The sequence below is a fragment of the Paenibacillus sp. FSL K6-1318 genome, from assembly GCF_037976905.1.
Taxonomy (GTDB): domain Bacteria; phylum Bacillota; class Bacilli; order Paenibacillales; family Paenibacillaceae; genus Paenibacillus; species Paenibacillus amylolyticus_A.
The window spans coordinates 5,122,004-5,140,366 of record NZ_CP150270.1; the positions used below are offsets into that span (position 1 = coordinate 5,122,004).

The following is an 18,363-nucleotide window of genomic DNA, read 5'->3' on the forward strand; positions in this document are numbered from 1 at the left end:
TCCATTTGATCAACCCTTTTTTATTCCATCCAGTCTTATTTTCCGTTTAACTCCTTGTAGGATGCTTCCAGTTCCGTGATCAATTGATCACCACCAGCTTTTCTCCAGCTCGCGATTTCCTGCTCCCAACCTGCGTCATCGATTTTACCCATAATATACTTGGTCTGCGCATCCCAGATCATCTGATCCAACTCCTGACCACGCTCAGTATAGATCGCCGAAGACAGGGTGAGTGCCGGATTGGCGATGGCATACTGCTCATTCTCACGCGCCATCTTCGTTCCTTTCATGCCAATCGGAACATCGACTAGTTCAGGAACGTTATAGCCTTCTATGCTTAACAGATTATCCCGATATGGTTTCACTTCACGCTGATAAGCGTCAAAATCCTTGAGTTCGGTTTTCCCATCAGCAGTCTTGGTGTAGTGAACATCGAGCAACCCACGGAGCTGCAACGCGCTCAATTCCTCATCCATCAACTGATCCAGGAACGTGAGAACCTGCTTCAATTGCTCCTCATCCGTTACGGACGCCTTCGGGATGACCAGCATTCCATAGTTTCCTGGCTCCCCGGCGATTCGAATACCATCGGTTCCCTGGAACGGAGCCACATCAATTTCTCCGTCCGGAGCATTAGGCGTAAGCCGTTGCTGAGAGGACTTTCCGTTCTGGGCCACACCATTCAGCTTCATGCCAACCAGGCCCGAATCCATTTTTTTGTCCGCATCGGAAGGGTCAAGGGCAGGGAAATCACTATTAATTAATCCCTCGCTGAACAGTCGCTTGAAGAGCTTCATCGTATCCACATATTCGGTGGTCAGGAACTCCGGAGTCAATTTCCCAGCATCGTCCACACCCCATTTGTTAACGCCGCCAATACTTACAGCGATCCGTGTCAGTGGGGAAGAGACACCCTCATTATACTTTTTGAAGAGCAGTGCACCGTAGGTATCCTCCTTACCATTCCCGTCCGGGTCATCCTTGCGAATGGAGCGCATCACTTCATACCAGTCATCCAGCGTTTTCGGTATATCCAGCTTCAACGTATCAAACCAGTCCTTGCGATATACGATAGCGGTCCGTCCAATATCCCGGAAGTTCGGAATACCGTAGACCTTACCTTCAATCTTGATATTGTTAAAATAAGCCTCGGATTGGGCAGACAGGTTCTTATAATCCTTCAGGTAAGGCCCCAGTTCCCAGAACAGTCCCGTTTTGGCGGCATTAAACGTTGTCGGTACGTAATTTACACGCATAATGGTAGGCATCTCACCTGAAGCAACCATAACGTTCACTTTATCATCAAAAGCAGACTGCGGAATCCACTGTACATTGACATCCGTATTCGTATATTCCTCAATCTTCTGTTCAATCCCGTTCTCCTTGGCGGGTATATCACCTACCTGCATTAAAGAGATGGAAATGGGAAGTTTACCTTCCCCTGCAGCAGGCGCTTTCTCTCCCCCGCAACCTGCGAGCAGCCCAGCGGACATTGCACCAATTACAACGATTCCGCCTAAACGGGACATTGGACCTCTTGGACTCATGAACCATCTCTCCTTTTGGATAAGGTTATGTACACAGACCACTCCGATGACAGAACAACCTTCAGATCGCTGTTATCCCCAGATTTTTTGATTCCCTTTTAAAAAGGGGAAAATCCGGGGATAAAGGCGAACGCTTCGCTTCCTCAGATTATTTCTGCCCTCTCCGTTCTCATGTACATGTTAGTTGGACTTGTAAAGTTCAATCTCCACCCCTGCCAAAATGAACGGAGCGACCGATTTCGGATCATTGATCCGAATGGATTCAGTCACATAATACTCGTAAGACCCATCACGATACGGGCTTCCTCCGAGACCGGCTCCGCCGTTACACTGCGTCAAGGACAGCACGCCTTCACGGTCCGTTTGTAACAAATGCTGCAGCAGACCCTGATACCCTTTTTCAGCAACTGCTTTGAACTTGCCACTCAGATATCCTTTACGCACACCCTTGGCCAATGCATAGACAAACATCGATGTCCCGGAAGCCTCCAGATAGTTCCGCTCACGTCCCGGTTGATCCAGCAGATGTGGCCATAGTCCGGTCTGTTGATCCTGCACATGCACAAGTGCATTTGCTACCCGTTCGAAGATACCCACAATCTGTCCGCGCTGCGGATGATCTACGGGGAGGTGATCCAATGTATCCACAACCGCCATCACATACCAGCCCATCGCCCGACTCCAGACATGTGGAGAACATCCGGTCTCTCCCGAACTCCAGCGTTGCTCTTTGCTCTCATCCCAAGCATGGTACAAGAGACCACTACGCGGATCACGTGTGCGTTGCTCCACCAGCAAGAGCTGAAGGGCAGCCTTGTCAAACCACTTCTCTTCCCCTGTCACTGCGCCATACTGAGTCAGATATGGAGTAGCCATGTACAATCCATCCAGCCACATCTGGAAAGGATAAATCTTTTTATGCCAGAATCCGCCTTCACTTGTATGTGGCTGTCCCTTGAGCTGAATCATAAGCAACTCCGCAGCTTTGCGGTACTTCTCTTCTCCCGTTTTTTCGTGCAACAGGAACAACGATTTCCCCTGGTTGATCTGATCCAGGTTATATTCCTCGATCGTATAGGAGCGAATCGAGCCATCTTCCTGCACGAAATGATCCATCAGCTCACGGATGTAGTCAAAATACTTTTGCTCCCCCGTGTGCGTATACAGCTCCTCCAGCGCTTTCAGCAGACAGCCGTTCTCATAATGCCATTTGGGGTACAGCTCATGATTGCGATAACTTTCCATGAACTGCTGTGCCATGCGCACGGATGTGAATTGCAATGTTTCCTTCATGATCAAGCCTCCGCTTCCGGCTCCTTATTGAGCCTGTTTTTTGTAATCTTCGGCATATTCCTCACGAATCTTGTTTCCACCCGCATTGCCCCAATTCTCGATTTCCTTTTCCCAGCCACTTTGATCGATCTTGCCCATAATGTATTTGGTTTGTGCATCGGCAATCACCTGATCCAAATCCGCCCCACGGTCACCATACGTTGGAGAATATAACGTCAGCGCAGGGTTTGGCACAGCGTGCTCCGCCAGTTCCTTGGCAAGTGCCGTACCTTTTTCGCCCAGTTCGGTATCCTTCAATTTCGGTACGTTATATCCTTCGACATAAGGAAGGTTGTCACGATAAGGCTTCACTTCACGCTGGAATGCATCAAAGTCACTCATTTCCACCTGATCTTCGCCCACTTTGGTATAATGTTTGTCTTCCATACCACGCATCAACAGGGTAGCCATCTCAGGGTCCATCAATTTATCCAGGAAGGAGAGCAGATTTTTGAGTTCTTCTTCCGATTTCACCGTTGATTTAGGGAATGCCAGAATGCCGGAGTTACCCGTCTGTCCTGCAACACGATCTCCGTTCGCTCCAAGCAACCCAGCGATGTCTACCACACCATCGGGATTGTTTTTGGACAGACGCTCTTGCTGACTTTTTCCGTTCTGCGCAACACCAACACGGATACCGACAACACCGGAATCATACTTTTTCTCCGCTTCCGTAGAGTCGAATACGGCAAAGTCCTGGTTCAGCAGTTTCTCATCGTACAAACGTTTTAGCAGATCCAGCACCTGCATATATTCCGGTGTCATGAATTCCGGCGTGAAGCTGCCATCATCTTCAACTTTCCACTTGTTAGGTGCACCAAAACTTACGCCAAGGCGTGTTGTGAAGGAATATTGGTCCTCATTGTATTTTTTGAAAAGCATTAGTCCAAACGTATTATCCTGACCATCTCCATCCGGATCGGAGGTTGCCAGTGTCTTGATCGTTTCATACCATTCATCCGGTGTGGCTGGTACCTTAAGATTCAGCTTCTCGAACCAATCCTTGCGATAGATTACCGTAGCACGCGCAATATCCGAGAATACAGGAACCCCATAGATTTTGCCCTCTACCTTGATGTTGTCAAAAAAACGCTCGTTCTGTGCCGACAGATTTTTGTAGTCTTTCAGCAAAGGTCCCACTTCCCAGAACACGTCATTGCGCATCGCGCTGGTCACCGTTGGGTTATATTGCACCTTCACAATTTTCGGCATATCGCTTGAAGCGATCATCACGTTGATTTTGTCATTGTAGGCCGAAGCCGGAATCCACTGGATATCCAGTTTGGTATTGGTATACGCTTCAATCTTTTGCTGAACTTCATTGCCTTTGCTTGGCACATCACCCACCTGTGCAATAGCTATGGACACATTCTGTACGCCGCCCTCGGCAGCCTGACCCTCATCTGATCCGCATCCTGCCAGCAAACCTGTCACCAGTGCCAGTGTGCTCAAGACAGCTACGGCTTTCTTTTTTGTTGCTTTCATAACTTGAAAACCTCCCTTTTTTATGCAGTCATAGTGAACTGACTTTGAACCATGTGCCGACTCAACCTTTCACCGAACCCAGCATCACGCCTTTAGCAAAGTGCTTTTGCAGGAATGGATATACCAGCATAATCGGAATCGTGGAGAATACGATAACGGCCATGCGAATGGTAAGTGGCTGGATCTCGGTCTCTTCAATACTCGTGTCTCCGATTCGGCTCTGTGCCAGAATGACAATCTCACGCAGCCAGACTTGGACAGGCCACTTCTCACTATCGTTGATATAGATAACAGCGCTGAAGAAACTGTTCCAGTGGGCCACCGCGTAAAAGAGTGAAAATGTTGCCATCGCTGGCATGGACAACGGCAGTACAATCCGGAACAATACGCTGACATCGTTACATCCATCAATTTTGGCTGCATCCTCCAGTTCGTCGGGAATGGCCTGGAAGAAGTTTTTGAGTACGATCAAGTTAAATGCACTAATAGCGGTAGGCAGCATCAGCGACCACAACGTATCCGTCAGGTGCAAGGATTTCACGACAAAGTATGTTGGAATCATCCCGCCACTGAAGAGCATCGTGAACAATACACCGAGCAAAATGGGCTGGCGTCCACGCAAATATCTCCTGGAGAGCGGATACGCCATAAGTGACGTAAACAGCAGGTTAATAAAGGTACCGATCACCGTAATATAGACCGATACACCCAGACTGCGAATCAAGGTATCTGTAGAGAAAATGTAACGGTACGCAGCCAGAGAGAACTCTTTTGGAAAAAGAATGAATCCTCCCTTAGCCACTTCATGCGGACTGGTAAACGAGACAGCCAAAATATAAATGAACGGGATGACCGTCACGATTCCAATCAACAGCAGCAAGCCGTGATTCACAAAATCAAAGATCCGGTTGCCCCACGTTTTATCCTGTTGCATCTTAATGTTCACTCCCGTCTGGTGAAGAACGTCTGCACCCGAGGGTTAGTAGACGCCTTCCTCCCCGAATTTTTTGGCCAGCGTATTGGCACCAAGGACAAGCGCCAGCCCGACAACCGATTTGAACAACCCGACAGCAGCACTATAACTGTACTGTGCCTGGGTAAGACCCTTCGTGTACACGTAGGTATCGAATACCTCGCCCACATCCCGGTTCGTCGGAGTCAGCATCAGGAAGATCTGTTCAAAGCCTGTATCCAGGAAATTGCCCAGACGCAGAATGAGCAAAATGACGATCGTACTGCGAATGGCCGGCAACGTAATGTGCCAGGTTTGGCGCCAGCGGTTGGCACCATCAATCCGTGCAGCTTCATAGAGCTGTGTATCCACACCGGAAAGCGCCGCCAGGAAGATAATTGTGCCCCAACCAACCTCTTTCCAGATGGATTGTCCGACAATCATCGTTCGGAACCATCCGGGTTCAAGCAGGAACGCCACTTTTTGTCCAGTCAGGTTATAGAGCAGTTCATTAATGGCACCGCCCTCGGTTGTGAACAGCATGTAGAACACACCGACAACAACAACCCAGGAAACAAAGTGTGGAACATAGACGAGCGTTTGTACAAATCGTTTGAACCGTTCACGGCGAACTTCATTCATCATGAGTGCCAGTACAATCGGCAGTGGGAAAAAGAATACAATGTTATAAATGGCAAGCAAAAACGTATTCCGAAATAATGTCCAGAACTGCGGTTCTCCGAAGAAACGCTGGAAATGTTTAAACCCTACCCAGTCACTTCCCAAGATGCCCTTGTAAGGCGTGTAATCCTGAAAAGCCATCGTGATGCCATACATGGGTATGTATTTGAAAATAACAAAGTAAAGCACACCCGGTATTAACATGATATACAGCCACCGGTTTTTGATAATGTCTCTCCACAGCAGGTTTTTGTCACTGCGGGTAGCGGGCCGTGTTCGAGCCGCCGTTTCGGCTTTCATATTGTCTTCCTCCCCACATTGGAAACGATTACAAAATATCACTTCCTGAATTCATGTCTTCATTGTGGAGGATAAACGAATGACTGGCTATCGTCTCGTTTTAGCCTTTTGTTTTCCCTTGTGCAGCAAGGCTTTAGCCCGTTTACATCACAGAATTTAAAGGAGCAATGAACTGCTTTCAACCTCCATATTCCTGTCTTAACTTCATGGAGAAAAGCGGTCCTCTTCCTTCATCCGGACATGAAAAAGCCTGCCTGCCATGGCGGGCAGAGCAGGCTTGTTTTATCGCTGCTGCTCCCGGTACTTGCCGGGGGTCGTTCCTGTGATTTTGCGAAACGTACGGATAAATGCGGTTGGATTGGTATAGTTTAATTTCTCGGCAATTTCCGATATTTTAAGATTCGTCGTTTGCAGCCAGGTCTTTGCTTTTTCCATACGATACTCTGCGAGATATTCCGTAAAATTGACTCCGGCTTCCTTCTTGAATACCCGACTTAGATAGACAGGATGAAAATTAAGCTCAGCGGCACAGGCTTCCAGCGACAACTCACGATCATAACGTTCCTCGATCAAACGAATCATACGCCTTGCAATATTCATGTATTGGGATTCTTCCTGTTCTCGCCAGAAACGGATGACGGGCAGGAACAGCCGCTTGCGGAACCAATTGGTCATTTCATCCAATGTGGACAACTTCAGCAAATGTGCCATGGATGCTTTTTCACCCAATACTTCGGCTACATCTCCGCCTTGCTCCTGCACAAGCTGATATACACGAGACAATAACTGAACCATAATGACGGGGTATTCACTGAAATGAAGTTTCTTGTCTGCAAGCAGCCCCAAATATTGCTTAAAGTAGGCGTCCGTCTTCTCTTCATCTCCTTGCTTGAGCGCAGAAGCGAGCTGATCCTCAATCATGCGTAACTGGGTATACAACGCAGCCTCCATCTGACCTCGTGGCTGTATATCCTCGTAATGCAAAATAATACGGCTGCCCAGACTCACCCGTCCTTGCAGTGCCTCGCGGCTCTCCTGAACTGCTCTTGGCGTATCTCCAATACAAGTGTAAGAACGACTGATGCCGATACTTACGGGCAGATTCAGATAGGTCACGACACGTTCGCGAATCCAGTCTGCCTGGGTATGCATCCATTCTTTCAGCTTCACCTCATCCGTCAGTTCGGAGGCAAGTACGGTGACCTGAGCATCGTCCAGCATGACGGGGGTGAAACGAACTGCCGAAGGAAGGAGCTCACCTACCATATTGTTGACAGCAAATAGCAGCAGATCCCGATCCTGTTCCTCATATCGGGTTCCTTCCAAGGTATCCATCTGGAGCATGAGCACGCCAAGACTCGCCCACCCTGTCGGAAAATCATACAATTCTCCCTGATATCTGAAATCCTCTTCCGAGATTTTGCCTGTTAGCAGCTTGGTCATAAAAAACTCCTGGAGGTGCACATGCTGTCCCTTCATCTGCTCACGCATCGTTTTCTCCGAACTGAACAACGTTGACAGCTGCTCCTCGATATAGATAAATTCATCCTGACGCCGCCCTGATGGAGCAACTGGAGCATCCAACCCCTTCGTAAACTGCAGCAATCTGGAGATCGGTGAGTACATCCGCCGGCTGCCGTATATGGCGACCAGTCCCGTTACACACAACATGACCAGCGTAGCAACGCCGGTAACCAATGCAATTTTCTGCGACTGAGCCGTGATCTGCCCTAGAGATACAACGGACACGTATAACCAGCCATTAAGCGGAGACTGCCTATAGCTGACCGCAACCTGATTACCTTCCACCTCTGCACTAAAAAATCCCTCTGGCTCCCCCGTCGTCTGGACGATCTCGTGGATTTCTTTATTTAAAGTGTCATATTTCGTACCTTGCCGGGTATCATTCAAAAAATATTTCTGTTCCCGGTCCAGAACGTACAAGTCCCCGGAATTCGGATTGCGACTCAGAAATGTACTAAGCTCCGCGTCAGCAATATCGATGACCAGAAAGCCTTTGGGTTTCACATTCGTTGGTACCATCGGAATCTTGAATACCATGCTTACCACATTATCGGATGATATAAGGGTAGGTGCCTGTTCGGGTGTTAATTCACCCATGCCTGCTGACACAGGTACACTTTCTTTGGCAGAACTCGCATTCTGAGTGACCCAGAACAAACTGTTGGTATAGGTCAGATAGGAGCCAATCCGGTCTCGAATGCTGAAATCATCCAATTTACCAAAAGAACGCATCGAAACAACCCAATCTTCATCCAGATTAACCAGATAGGCTTGGTCAATGTTCGTAACCGCTTGCAAGTTGTTAAAGCCGGAAGTCAGATCACGAATCTCCTGAAACTCGCTGCTGTCTAGTGGTTTCTTCATCGCTTGTAGTACCAAAGGCGAATTTACATACTGGATGGATGATAATTGCAGGCTGCGCAGAACTTGTTCTACCCGCATTTGGGTCTGATGCAATATCTGAAGATTGCTCTCACGCACCTTCTGCTCAATGTCACGCGATGCAATCGTATACGAGACGGAACCAATAACAATGACTGGAAGGGCTCCGAGGATCAGGGTAAAGCAGAGCAAACGCAGTAAATACTTAGGCAAGAAGAGCATCCTCCTTCTTATAAAATCGCTTTCATTGGATTATTTTACTATTGTTATTTTAAAACCCATTCTTATTCAAGTCCACTCATTTATTCTAAAGGTTGACTTCAAACCAATTTCCAGTTTATATTGGTTGCATATTCCTCAATCAAAGGAGAGATTTTTAATGTCGGTGAATGTTCTTAACTAACCAAGTTTCATATTCAGGAGTTTGGCCTTTCATTGCGCTTGTGCCCTTATGGCATACGTGTATTTCATGATGCGCCAGATCCCTGTACTTAGTTAAGAACAGCGGATATCATAAATCGCCTCCGGGATTGTCATTGTCCGGGTCTATTTCCGCGCTGAGTTCAGCGCGGATTTTTTAATATAGACCTGTAGTGGACTCTGCTTTCCCATACGTTTAGGGCGGAGAATGACGTTTGTTCATTCTCCGCCCTTTTTGCGTTTTCCAGGAATATGTTTCAGCGCGTCAACTGAATTCCCAATTCAAATCCAAGGAGAGATTACGCATGAATGAAAACACATTAAACAGTTTGGGCTATCCACAAATTCAAAAAAACGTTGCAGACTGCGCCCTGTCTTATCTGGGCAAACGTTATGCCCGAGAACTAAAACCGATGGCAGATGCTCACCTGATCCAGATTCGCCTGGAAGAAACAGCGGAAGCCGCTGCGTTAATTCGTTTTGGCGCCAGCATCCCCCTCCCTTCACTGGACGGAATGGAAACCATTATGGATCTGCTTGGCACTGGTTATCTATTCAGTGAACGCGACTTCAGTCATCTCGCTCAGTTCCTGCGGAGCTGCGCACAACTCATGAAATACATGGAGGGCAAATCAGGGGCCGCTCCCACCGTCAGTCGTTATGCAGCATCCATGATTCTGATCGCACCTTTGCTGAGTGAGATCGAACGCTGCATCCATAGTGGACGCATTCAGGATCAGGCGAGCAAGGAACTGATTCGAATTCGTAAAAAAATGACTGTGAATGAGGAGCGTATGAAACGAAAGCTTGATTCTCTGGTGAGTAAACATCGATCCATTATGCAGGAACATGTCATCAGTCAACGGGGAGCAAGAACAGTTCTGCCCATTAAGAAAGAGTTCCGTAAACAGGTGAAAGGCAGTGTGCTGGATGAATCCGGAAGCGGGCAAACCGTATATATTGAACCTATTGAGTTAGTAAGTCTGCAGATGGAATTGGCCGCTCTACAAGCGGAGGAGTCCCGAGAGGAGATGAGAATTCTCGGTGATTTAACCTCCCTGGCCGAATCATATAGCCGTGAAATCGCTCTGAACACCGAAACGGTAGGTGTGCTGGACTTCCTCTTTGCCAAAGCCAAATACGCGGCCACTATGGATGGGCGAACCGTTCGAGTCAATACAAAGGGCCACATCAGCCTTCAACGTGCACGTCATCCATTCATGGGTTCTTCCATGGTTCCCCTTGATTTTGCCATCGGCAGAACGTATTCGTCGCTCATTATTACTGGCCCAAATACCGGTGGTAAAACGGTCGCACTCAAAACACTTGGTTTGCTAACCCTGATGATGCAATCGGGGTTGCTTATTCCGGTGGAGGAAGGTGGCGAGATGGCTGTTTATAACGAGGTATCAGTTGATATTGGTGACGGGCAAAGTTTGGAACAAGCGCTCAGTACGTTCTCCGCACATATTCGCAATATGATTGGCATACTGGAACAGGCCAATCCATCGACGCTGGTGCTCATTGATGAGATGGCTTCCGGCACAGATCCCGGTGAAGGCGTTGGACTGTCCATCGCCATGCTGGAGGAACTGCACAGGCGCGGAGCAACCGTTGTGGCGACAACACATTTTGGTGAAATCAAACATTTTGCAGCTGCCACGCCAGGATTCGAAAATGCCCGTATGGAATTTGACACCGTTTCTCTCCAGCCGCTGTATCGATTGCGTATCGGAGAAGCTGGTGAGAGCTATGCTTATTCCATCGCATTAAAGCTGGGCATGCCACAGCGCATTATCGAGCGATCCAAGTCCCTGTCCGATCAAAGTATTTCGAGAGATCGTACATTAGGGTTCACGTCACCTCCTGTGGAAACTCCGGTCCTGACGCCTGCTGGTTCCGTTACAGTATCAGACAGCCCAGTAGAGTTGTCCAAACGGGATAAGTGGAAGCAACCAAAAGATTCATTAGGTCTCCACAAAAGAACAACACCCAGAGAGTCACATCCCCCTGCTCCTGCCCAAAATTTTCGCAAAGGGGATCGGGTATATGCAGCCTATCTTAATCAGTCGGGCATCGTCTGTGATGTGGAGGATAGCCGTGGAAATATCGGGGTCATGCTCAGAGGACGCAAAGTCAAAATCCATAAGAAACGCCTGACTCTGCATATATCTGCCAATGAGCTTTATCCAGGTGACGATTATGATTTGGACATTGTGCTAGAAACAAAGGAAAATCGAAAGAAGCGTAAATTGATGGGACGCAAACATGTGGAAGGCCTTCAGATCGAATTACCGCCTGAAGAATAGCCGATGGGAGAAACAGATGTAGTGGAATGGAACTCATATACACAATGAATTCCATGATCACCAGCACATTTCTGTTATACTGGGACCAGTATGTTTAACTTCAGCTCGTAGCTATTCACAGGGAGGGAGGAACCCAATGTCTGCAGAACAAGACAATCAAGAGCGCAGCAATATCGATGTTCTTGTCTGCCCAGTATGCGGGGAAGCTAATCGCTGTTCCTATGCCGCAGGACATCCGCATTCGGAATGCTGGTGTAACCGGGCTACTTTCCCCGAAGGTGTATTTGACCGTATTCCGGCAGAGCAGCGCCGAAAATCGTGCATATGTCAACGCTGTTTGGATGACTATACCGATAAACACCAACCAAAAGAAGAGCCACACAGTTAACAACTGTATGGCTCTTCTTCATTATGCATCATCTATACTGTTAGCTGGCGAACACTGCTCTTACATTTGGTTATACTGGGCAACAGCCTGTTCCAGCACCGGATGATGCTCATCCATGGACGTATAATGATGGAGTGCAGCCACAATCCCCTTCTGGCGGATCATGTCCTGCAGTTCGACTGCTTCCGGATCATCGGAGACATCGAATTTGCAGGCAGCTGCCATGCCCATAGCCAGATAAGTCGTTTCGGTTCCATCCGCATAGGCCTGAAGGGCTGGGCGAACCAGACGATCATTCGGAGACAGCTTGCGCAGCGGGGAACGACCAACACGAGTAACCTCATCAGTGAGATACGGGTTGACGAACCGTCCTAATATTTTGACAATATACTGCTCATGCTCTTCTGGGTTGAATCCAAATCGTTTCACCAGAACTTCTCCGGTTTCCTGCAAGGCACCATATACAATGGATTTCACCTTTTCATCGGCAATAGCCTTCTGGATTGTGTCATACCCATGCACATTACCGATGTACGCAGCAACGCAGTGTCCTGTGTTAACCGTGAACAGCTTCCGTTCGATATACGGCTCCAGATCATCGACATATACGATGCCCTCAACCGGTTTGAATGCAGGAGCCATCTGGGAACGATCCACTACCCACTCGTAAAAAGGCTCCACCTGTACATGCAACGGGTCTTCATGATGCTGAATAGGCACGATCCGGTCTACGGCCGAATCTGGAAAATAAACGTACTGATCCGCAAGGGAACGTACCTCTTCATTGAGCAGAGCATATACATGCTCTTTCAATTGTGTACTGGCTCCAATGGCGTTCTCGCAAGCAATAATGTGAAGAGGGTTTTGAGCAGGACCGGAACTCAGTCTTTTCTCAAGTCCCTTCGCAATACCTGGTGCAATATGCTTCAGTACGCCCACGCCCACTGCGGTTGTAATCAGATCAGCTTCCACCACGGTTTGGGCAACCGTCTCCAGCTGGGTTCCATCGATTGCATTTACACCTGTTACGGTCTCCTGATCCTTGCTCTCATTGGCCAGTTCCACCGTATACTGCCCCCGTTGTTGGAGAGCTGTTACCAAGGTCTGATTTACGTCGGAGAAAATCACCTCATACCCTGCACGGGAGAGAATTAATCCGATAAACCCGCGTCCAATGTTACCTGCGCCAAAGTGTAGGGCCTTCATAGCTCCATTTCACTTTCCAGAATAGCAATAACTTCTTCGGCAGTTTTAGCCAAACGCAGGGCCTCCATATTCTCATCTTCAGCACAGATCACCGCAATGCTAGTCAGGATCTCCATATGTTCCCCGCCTTGAGCCGCGATGCCAATCACCATATAAGCCTTTTCTTCGCCAAAATCAACGCCCTGTGGATACTGAATGACAGAGATACCTGTGGATAAAATGAAAGCTTTGGATTCCTTCGTACCGTGCGGGATCGCAAGTCCGTTCCCTACATAGGTCGAGACAATCTCTTCACGTTCAATCATCTTCTCAATGTAATCAGCGGTAATATGTCCCGCATCCTTCAGAATCTGTCCTGCCATACGAATCGCTTCATATTTGTCCTGAGCCGTTGCATTCATGATGACTTTATCTGTTGTTAACATACTCATAATGGTTGACCTCCAATTTCGGTTTTACTGCGATAAAATCCAACAAGTTCCTGGGACAGGTAATGAATGAGTTCATCCCTGATTCCCTTTTCCAGCAATGTAATCATCTCTTCCTGCAATAACAGGGCGCTGATCTCACTGAGAACCTCCAGACTTTCCTTGGATAATTCCCGGGGACCGAGCATCAAGAGAATATGGGTAACTCCTGCCGGATCATCCGGCGTACGAAGGAGTGGCTCCGTGAGCTGAAACAGACTGATAGACGGCCTGTAGATCCCCTCACTTCGTGTATGAAAGAGCGCAAGTCTTGTGCCGGGAATCTTCTGACTCCCCACTGCCTCACGTGCCTCCAACCGTTTTGCAATCTCCTCCGGCTCCTTCAATACACCAGATCCATGGAGTACATTGCACATCGCATACACGGTTTTATAGAAACCAATATCTTGGTTATCCAGCGGATACACCTGAAACTTGCCAATAATTCGGACGATTTCAATCAGTGTAGCTTCCATTCCGTCAGGGTCCGAGTAACGACTTGTCGTCTGAACCTCTGTTTCACGGGGCTTGTTATGCTGCTGTTGTAGCGTTGTGGTTTTAATAAAATGACGCAGGCGCTCGCTCTCTTCTGCCGTAAGCAGTGGACTCACTTTGTAATACTGATGCTCATCCATCGGCAGATCGACAGTGGATAACACCAGATCATATTGATCGGTAGGTATCCGGGCAGCTTCATACCAGGACACGCTGTCCATGATTCGAATCTCGGGAATCTCCTTGGACAATCGGCTGGAGAGCATACGTGATGATCCAATTCCGCTTGTACACACGATGATGGCCCTGATTTCCCGTTTCAATGCACGTAACCTCTCAATGGAAGCTCCAAAGTGCATGACCAAAAAACCAATTTCCTCATCCGGAACGTCTGTGCCTGGCCAAGCTTGAAGCACGGATTTTTTGACATCTTCGAAGAGTAAATCATAATCCTTGCGAATCTGCTGCAATAGCGGATTACGAATCATCTGTTGTCCTTCAATTCGCTCCATTACAGGTTCCATATGACCAAGTAAACCTTCACGAAGCAAACGATCCTCATGAAAGGCATAATGCGTTCTCGCCTGCATCTGATCAATCAATGAATGTACCCTGTCCAGTAAAATCAAGTCGTCTATTGGCAACAGCCGCGAAGAGTGAATCCGTTGCTCTGTCTCAATTAATAGTCTGTGAAAATAAGCTTGCTCATCTTCGGAGAATGTCAGCCCCAGCTGGGTGGATAACACACCACACAAGCGGGATGCCATATAAGGTGGAACCTTCATATCATCCTGCTCTGCAACTTCATCCCCCGTTTTCTCTCGTGGAGACATACGGCCAATGCCAAAGCCTTTACGAATACGTACAACCGCTACGGATAATTGAATCAGCAGCTTCATGTATTGGCGTTCTGGGATGTTCTCCAGCCATTCGATATCTGGTTGCCATAACGCATTTTCGACCGTAAGCACATCACCGTGTCCGATCATATCCAACAGTTTTTGGTTTACGATGGAGCCCCCTTGTTCAGGCTGTCTTCCGAACAAGTCAGACTCATCCAAAAATTCCAGTGCAAGTGCAGCTATGGCTGTGCGATGAATCGTCTCACTTCCGTTAATCTTGACACCATATCCACGTCTGCGAACCAACTTTAGTCCCGCCTGACGAATCCGTGATTCCAGATCGTCCAGATCCGTGGTTACGGTAGATACAGTCACTTTCAGATCGGAAGCCAGGGCGAGCAACTTTACAGGCTCCGGTTCATCAAGCAGGATGCAAAGCATGAAGAGCTTACGCTCTTCCGGCGTAAACTCTACGTATTCTTTACCCTCCAATTGCTGGCGCAATACAGCCAGATCATCGGAACCAGCATCGATTCGGATACCGGTTCCTGATTTTTTTTCCAGCTTCATTCCCAGGGGTTCAAGCCATTGTTCAATCATTTGAAGCTCCCGGTGAACCGTTCGGGTACTGACCTTTACTTCAACGGCGATTTCGCCGGCTGTTACTTCATGTGGATGCTCTAGCAAGAACTCCACGATTTCACGTTGTCTTTTGGTAATACTCATATCTCAGCCTCCGGCTCAGGGAAAACAAATGCGTGCAATTACTTCAGACGTTCAACGAGCGCATCGTATTCCGGGCTTTTTAGGAAGTTGTCGATGGATATATGTTCTGCGTTCGGCGCAACGGAGCGAGCACGATCCGTTAATATTTGTTGTGTGATGACCACATCAGCATCCGGCGGAATATCACTGATGGCCGTGTTGGTCACCGTAACGTCAATCCCCTCTGCCTTCATCTTCTTGCGTAGAATGGACGCGCCCATGGCACTAGATCCCATGCCTGCATCACAGGAGAAGACAATTTTCTTCACATCTGTTTTAACTGTAGAAGAAGCCATATCCGCGGCTCTGTCTGCTTCACGTTGGTTAGCCGTAATGCCAGCGTTTGGCACAGTTCCTTGACTCTTCATGTCTTTCATCCGGCTGGATGCAGACTCCAGATCTTCGTCCTTTTGTTTACCCGTTTTCAGCAACAGTGCTGCCACGAGGAAGGAAACGACTGCTGCTACAAGAACCCCTGCCAGCATCGGCAGATATCCACCTTTTGGTGTTAAAAGGAAATATGCGATAATACTACCCGGTGATGGTGCTGAAACGAGCCCTGCTCCGGTAAGCATGAATGTTAATGTACCTGCGACGCCACCCGCAATTGCGGCAAGAATCAGAATTGGTCTCATCAAAATGTAAGGGAAGTAGATCTCATGAATTCCCCCGAAGAAATGAATGATAACGGCACCTGGTGCAGAAGATTTGGCCATTCCGCGTCCGAAGAAACAGTAAGCAAGCAAGATACCAAGTCCCGGACCCGGGTTGGATTCAAGCATGTATAATACAGATTGCCCTAATTCTCTCGCTTGATCTGTTGCAATCGGTGTGAGAATCCCGTGGTTGATTGCATTATTCAGGAACAATACTTTACCCGGTTCAATAATCAGGTTGACCAGCGGTAACAAGCCCAGATTCATTAAGCCTTGTACCCCGGCAGACAATACTTTGCTAATCGCTTCTACAGCAGGCCCGATGCCCAGTAGTGCAATAATCCCCAAGATCCCGCCAATAATACCGGCTGAGAAGTTGTTAACGAGCATTTCAAATCCAGCTCTAACTTTGCCTTCAATGGATTTATCGAACTTTTTGATAATCCATGCTGCCAGAGGTCCGGCAATCATCGCACCGAGGAACATTGGAATATCACTACCCACGATGACCCCGATGGTCATAATGGCACCCACGACGCCACCACGCTGACCATGCACCATCGTACCCCCGGTGTAACCAATTAACAGTGGCAGCAAATATTTGATCATCGGATCAACTAGCTGTGCAAGCGTTTCGTTAGGGAACCAGCCTGTTGGAATGAACAGCGCCGTAATTAATCCCCAGGCGATGAACGCTCCCATATTCGGCATGACCATACCACTCAGGAATCGGCCAAAACGCTGCACACCAACCCGTAGTCCACCTTTGGAATTGGACGATTGGTCCAAATTACTCATTGTATTATCCTCCTTGGATCAAGTCATTATGTTTATGAAAGGGGTATCATTTCTCCCCTGCTGTAATCCTAAGCGAGAATGCTCTCCTGTTCAATCAAATGAAAGCGTACTTTCGTCATGAACAATGATGACAACATTAGGTTATGTAATCGTTTTAATTGATGCATAATGGCTAAACCCATTGGTACATAAGGCTTTTCTTGCCTATGACTTTTATCATTTCCAAAATCAATTTCTAACCTGTAGCTTGTTCCAATCGGGCGATTCACATCCATAATCTGCTTCAATCTGCATTTAAAACCATCCTCGGAAAACACAAAAAACCTGTGCAAGCCTCAGGCTCACACAGGTCGAAATAATATGAAGCTCTTTTCATTTTGTTATAAAATATATGTTAATAAGTACAAGTTCGTTGTTACTATTCTTCCGTATGTTTACGATACGCGTCTGCATTCATCAATGTAGACAATGCTGCTGTCAGATCTCCCTCAACGCGAATCTCAATCATCCAGCCTTCCTCGTAAGGAGAGCTGTTCACAAGCTCAGGTGAGTCCTGCAACGAATCATTCACCGCAATAATGGAACCCGTAACTGGAGAAAACAAGTCCGAAACCGTTTTGACCGATTCGATCGTTCCAATGCTATCTTCTGCTTTTACATTGGATTCAAGGTCAGGCAATTCCACAAACACAATGTCACCCAGCTGATGCTGCGCGAACTCGGTAATGCCAATACGTACAGTATCCTCCCCTACGGTTTGCACCCATTCGTGCTCTTCACTGTACAGGAAATCACTTTTCAATTCGCTCATCGATATCCGCCTCGCTTTTCATTAATGAGTGCATGCGTTCTTTGACCTTAACCTTTTTCCCAGAACATAGCGTATGATATTTTCGAATCAAATGTCAAGATACCTCACAATTTATTTAATAATTGCCTCCTCAAACCGTAACCTGAATACACTCTTTCTACATATACTGGTGAATATTAGAATAGTAAGCGTAGTCTTTAAAAATACACGAACAATAAAACTTAAAATTCAATAAATATTCGGTTTTAAATCATTTTCTATGATATCGTTCTTGACATCAGTAGTGGATTCACGTTTTAATGAGAGGAGTAAATGTGTTTATTGGACTATGTTATACCCGCGGATGAATGTAAAGGGAGAGATTACCCGTGACACCCGATTCGGGATGTGCATGAGGTAACGCCGAAGGAGTAAGCCACCGATAAGCGGGGGTGAATCTCTCAGGCAAAAGGACTTTTACGGGACGCAACTCTGGAGAGCATCTATTCGCCCTGTGCGGGCGT

The 18,363-nt window shown here is 47.6% G+C and carries 13 protein-coding genes and 1 riboswitch; of the genes, 2 read left to right on the plus strand and 11 right to left on the minus strand.

Annotation, left to right across the window (positions count from 1 at the left end):
• Positions 1 to 35 precede the first annotated feature (35 nt).
• The 6 genes from NYE45_RS22755 to NYE45_RS22780 form a co-directional block, all read right to left on the minus strand.
• Entirely contained in the window at positions 36 to 1,547 is a 1,512-nt protein-coding gene (locus tag NYE45_RS22755) for an extracellular solute-binding protein (protein WP_340014125.1), read from the minus strand.
• Positions 1,548 to 1,727: 180 nt separating this feature from the next.
• On the minus strand, positions 1,728 to 2,840 hold the full coding sequence (locus NYE45_RS22760) for a glycoside hydrolase family 88 protein (protein ID WP_340014127.1): 1,113 nt from the start codon (positions 2,838 to 2,840) through the stop codon (positions 1,728 to 1,730).
• A 24-nt stretch (positions 2,841 to 2,864) separates the two neighbouring features.
• Positions 2,865 to 4,364: an extracellular solute-binding protein gene (locus NYE45_RS22765; protein WP_036674498.1), complete on the minus strand. Its 1,500-nt coding sequence runs from the start codon at positions 4,362 to 4,364 to the stop codon at positions 2,865 to 2,867.
• Positions 4,365 to 4,425: 61 nt separating this feature from the next.
• The gene (locus NYE45_RS22770) at positions 4,426 to 5,298 is read right to left on the minus strand and encodes a carbohydrate ABC transporter permease (RefSeq protein WP_062835838.1); all 873 of its coding nucleotides are present in this window, start codon (positions 5,296 to 5,298) and stop codon (positions 4,426 to 4,428) included.
• Positions 5,299 to 5,343: 45 nt separating this feature from the next.
• Positions 5,344 to 6,297, minus strand: coding sequence for a sugar ABC transporter permease (locus tag NYE45_RS22775; RefSeq protein WP_017686861.1), 954 nt, complete (start codon positions 6,295 to 6,297; stop codon positions 5,344 to 5,346).
• Between the two features lie 282 nt (positions 6,298 to 6,579).
• Positions 6,580 to 8,916, minus strand: coding sequence for an AraC family transcriptional regulator (locus NYE45_RS22780; protein WP_340014128.1), 2,337 nt, complete (start codon positions 8,914 to 8,916; stop codon positions 6,580 to 6,582).
• Between the two features lie 512 nt (positions 8,917 to 9,428).
• On the opposite strand from NYE45_RS22780, the gene NYE45_RS22785 reads away from it, so the two are divergent.
• Together NYE45_RS22785 and NYE45_RS22790 are read left to right on the plus strand one after the other, a co-directional pair.
• Entirely contained in the window at positions 9,429 to 11,432 is a 2,004-nt protein-coding gene (locus NYE45_RS22785; protein WP_340014129.1) for a DNA mismatch repair protein MutS, read from the plus strand.
• 136 nt (positions 11,433 to 11,568) lie between these two features.
• Complete coding sequence (locus tag NYE45_RS22790; protein ID WP_340014130.1) at positions 11,569 to 11,820, plus strand: cysteine-rich CWC family protein; 252 nt, start codon at positions 11,569 to 11,571, stop codon at positions 11,818 to 11,820.
• A 60-nt stretch (positions 11,821 to 11,880) separates the two neighbouring features.
• On the opposite strand, the gene NYE45_RS22795 is transcribed toward NYE45_RS22790, so the two are convergent.
• The 5 genes from NYE45_RS22795 to gcvH form a co-directional block, all read right to left on the minus strand.
• On the minus strand, positions 11,881 to 13,026 hold the full coding sequence (locus NYE45_RS22795) for a mannitol-1-phosphate 5-dehydrogenase (protein ID WP_340014131.1): 1,146 nt from the start codon (positions 13,024 to 13,026) through the stop codon (positions 11,881 to 11,883).
• Positions 13,023 to 13,457 (minus strand): PTS sugar transporter subunit IIA, encoded by a 435-nt coding sequence (locus tag NYE45_RS22800; protein WP_017686856.1) that lies wholly within the window; start codon positions 13,455 to 13,457, stop codon positions 13,023 to 13,025. Before NYE45_RS22800 ends, NYE45_RS22795 begins: the two co-directional genes overlap by 4 nt.
• On the minus strand, positions 13,454 to 15,556 hold the full coding sequence (locus tag NYE45_RS22805) for a BglG family transcription antiterminator (protein WP_340014132.1): 2,103 nt from the start codon (positions 15,554 to 15,556) through the stop codon (positions 13,454 to 13,456). The genes NYE45_RS22800 and NYE45_RS22805 overlap by 4 nt, the downstream gene beginning before the upstream one ends.
• Before the next feature lie 38 nt (positions 15,557 to 15,594).
• Positions 15,595 to 17,049, minus strand: coding sequence for a PTS mannitol transporter subunit IICB (locus tag NYE45_RS22810; protein WP_340014133.1), 1,455 nt, complete (start codon positions 17,047 to 17,049; stop codon positions 15,595 to 15,597).
• A gap of 418 nt (positions 17,050 to 17,467) precedes the next feature.
• Positions 17,468 to 17,860: a glycine cleavage system protein GcvH gene (gcvH, locus tag NYE45_RS22815; RefSeq protein ID WP_145150142.1), complete on the minus strand. Its 393-nt coding sequence runs from the start codon at positions 17,858 to 17,860 to the stop codon at positions 17,468 to 17,470.
• A gap of 343 nt (positions 17,861 to 18,203) precedes the next feature.
• A riboswitch (glycine riboswitch) is annotated at positions 18,204 to 18,326 on the plus strand.
• Positions 18,327 to 18,363: the final 37 nt, after the last annotated feature.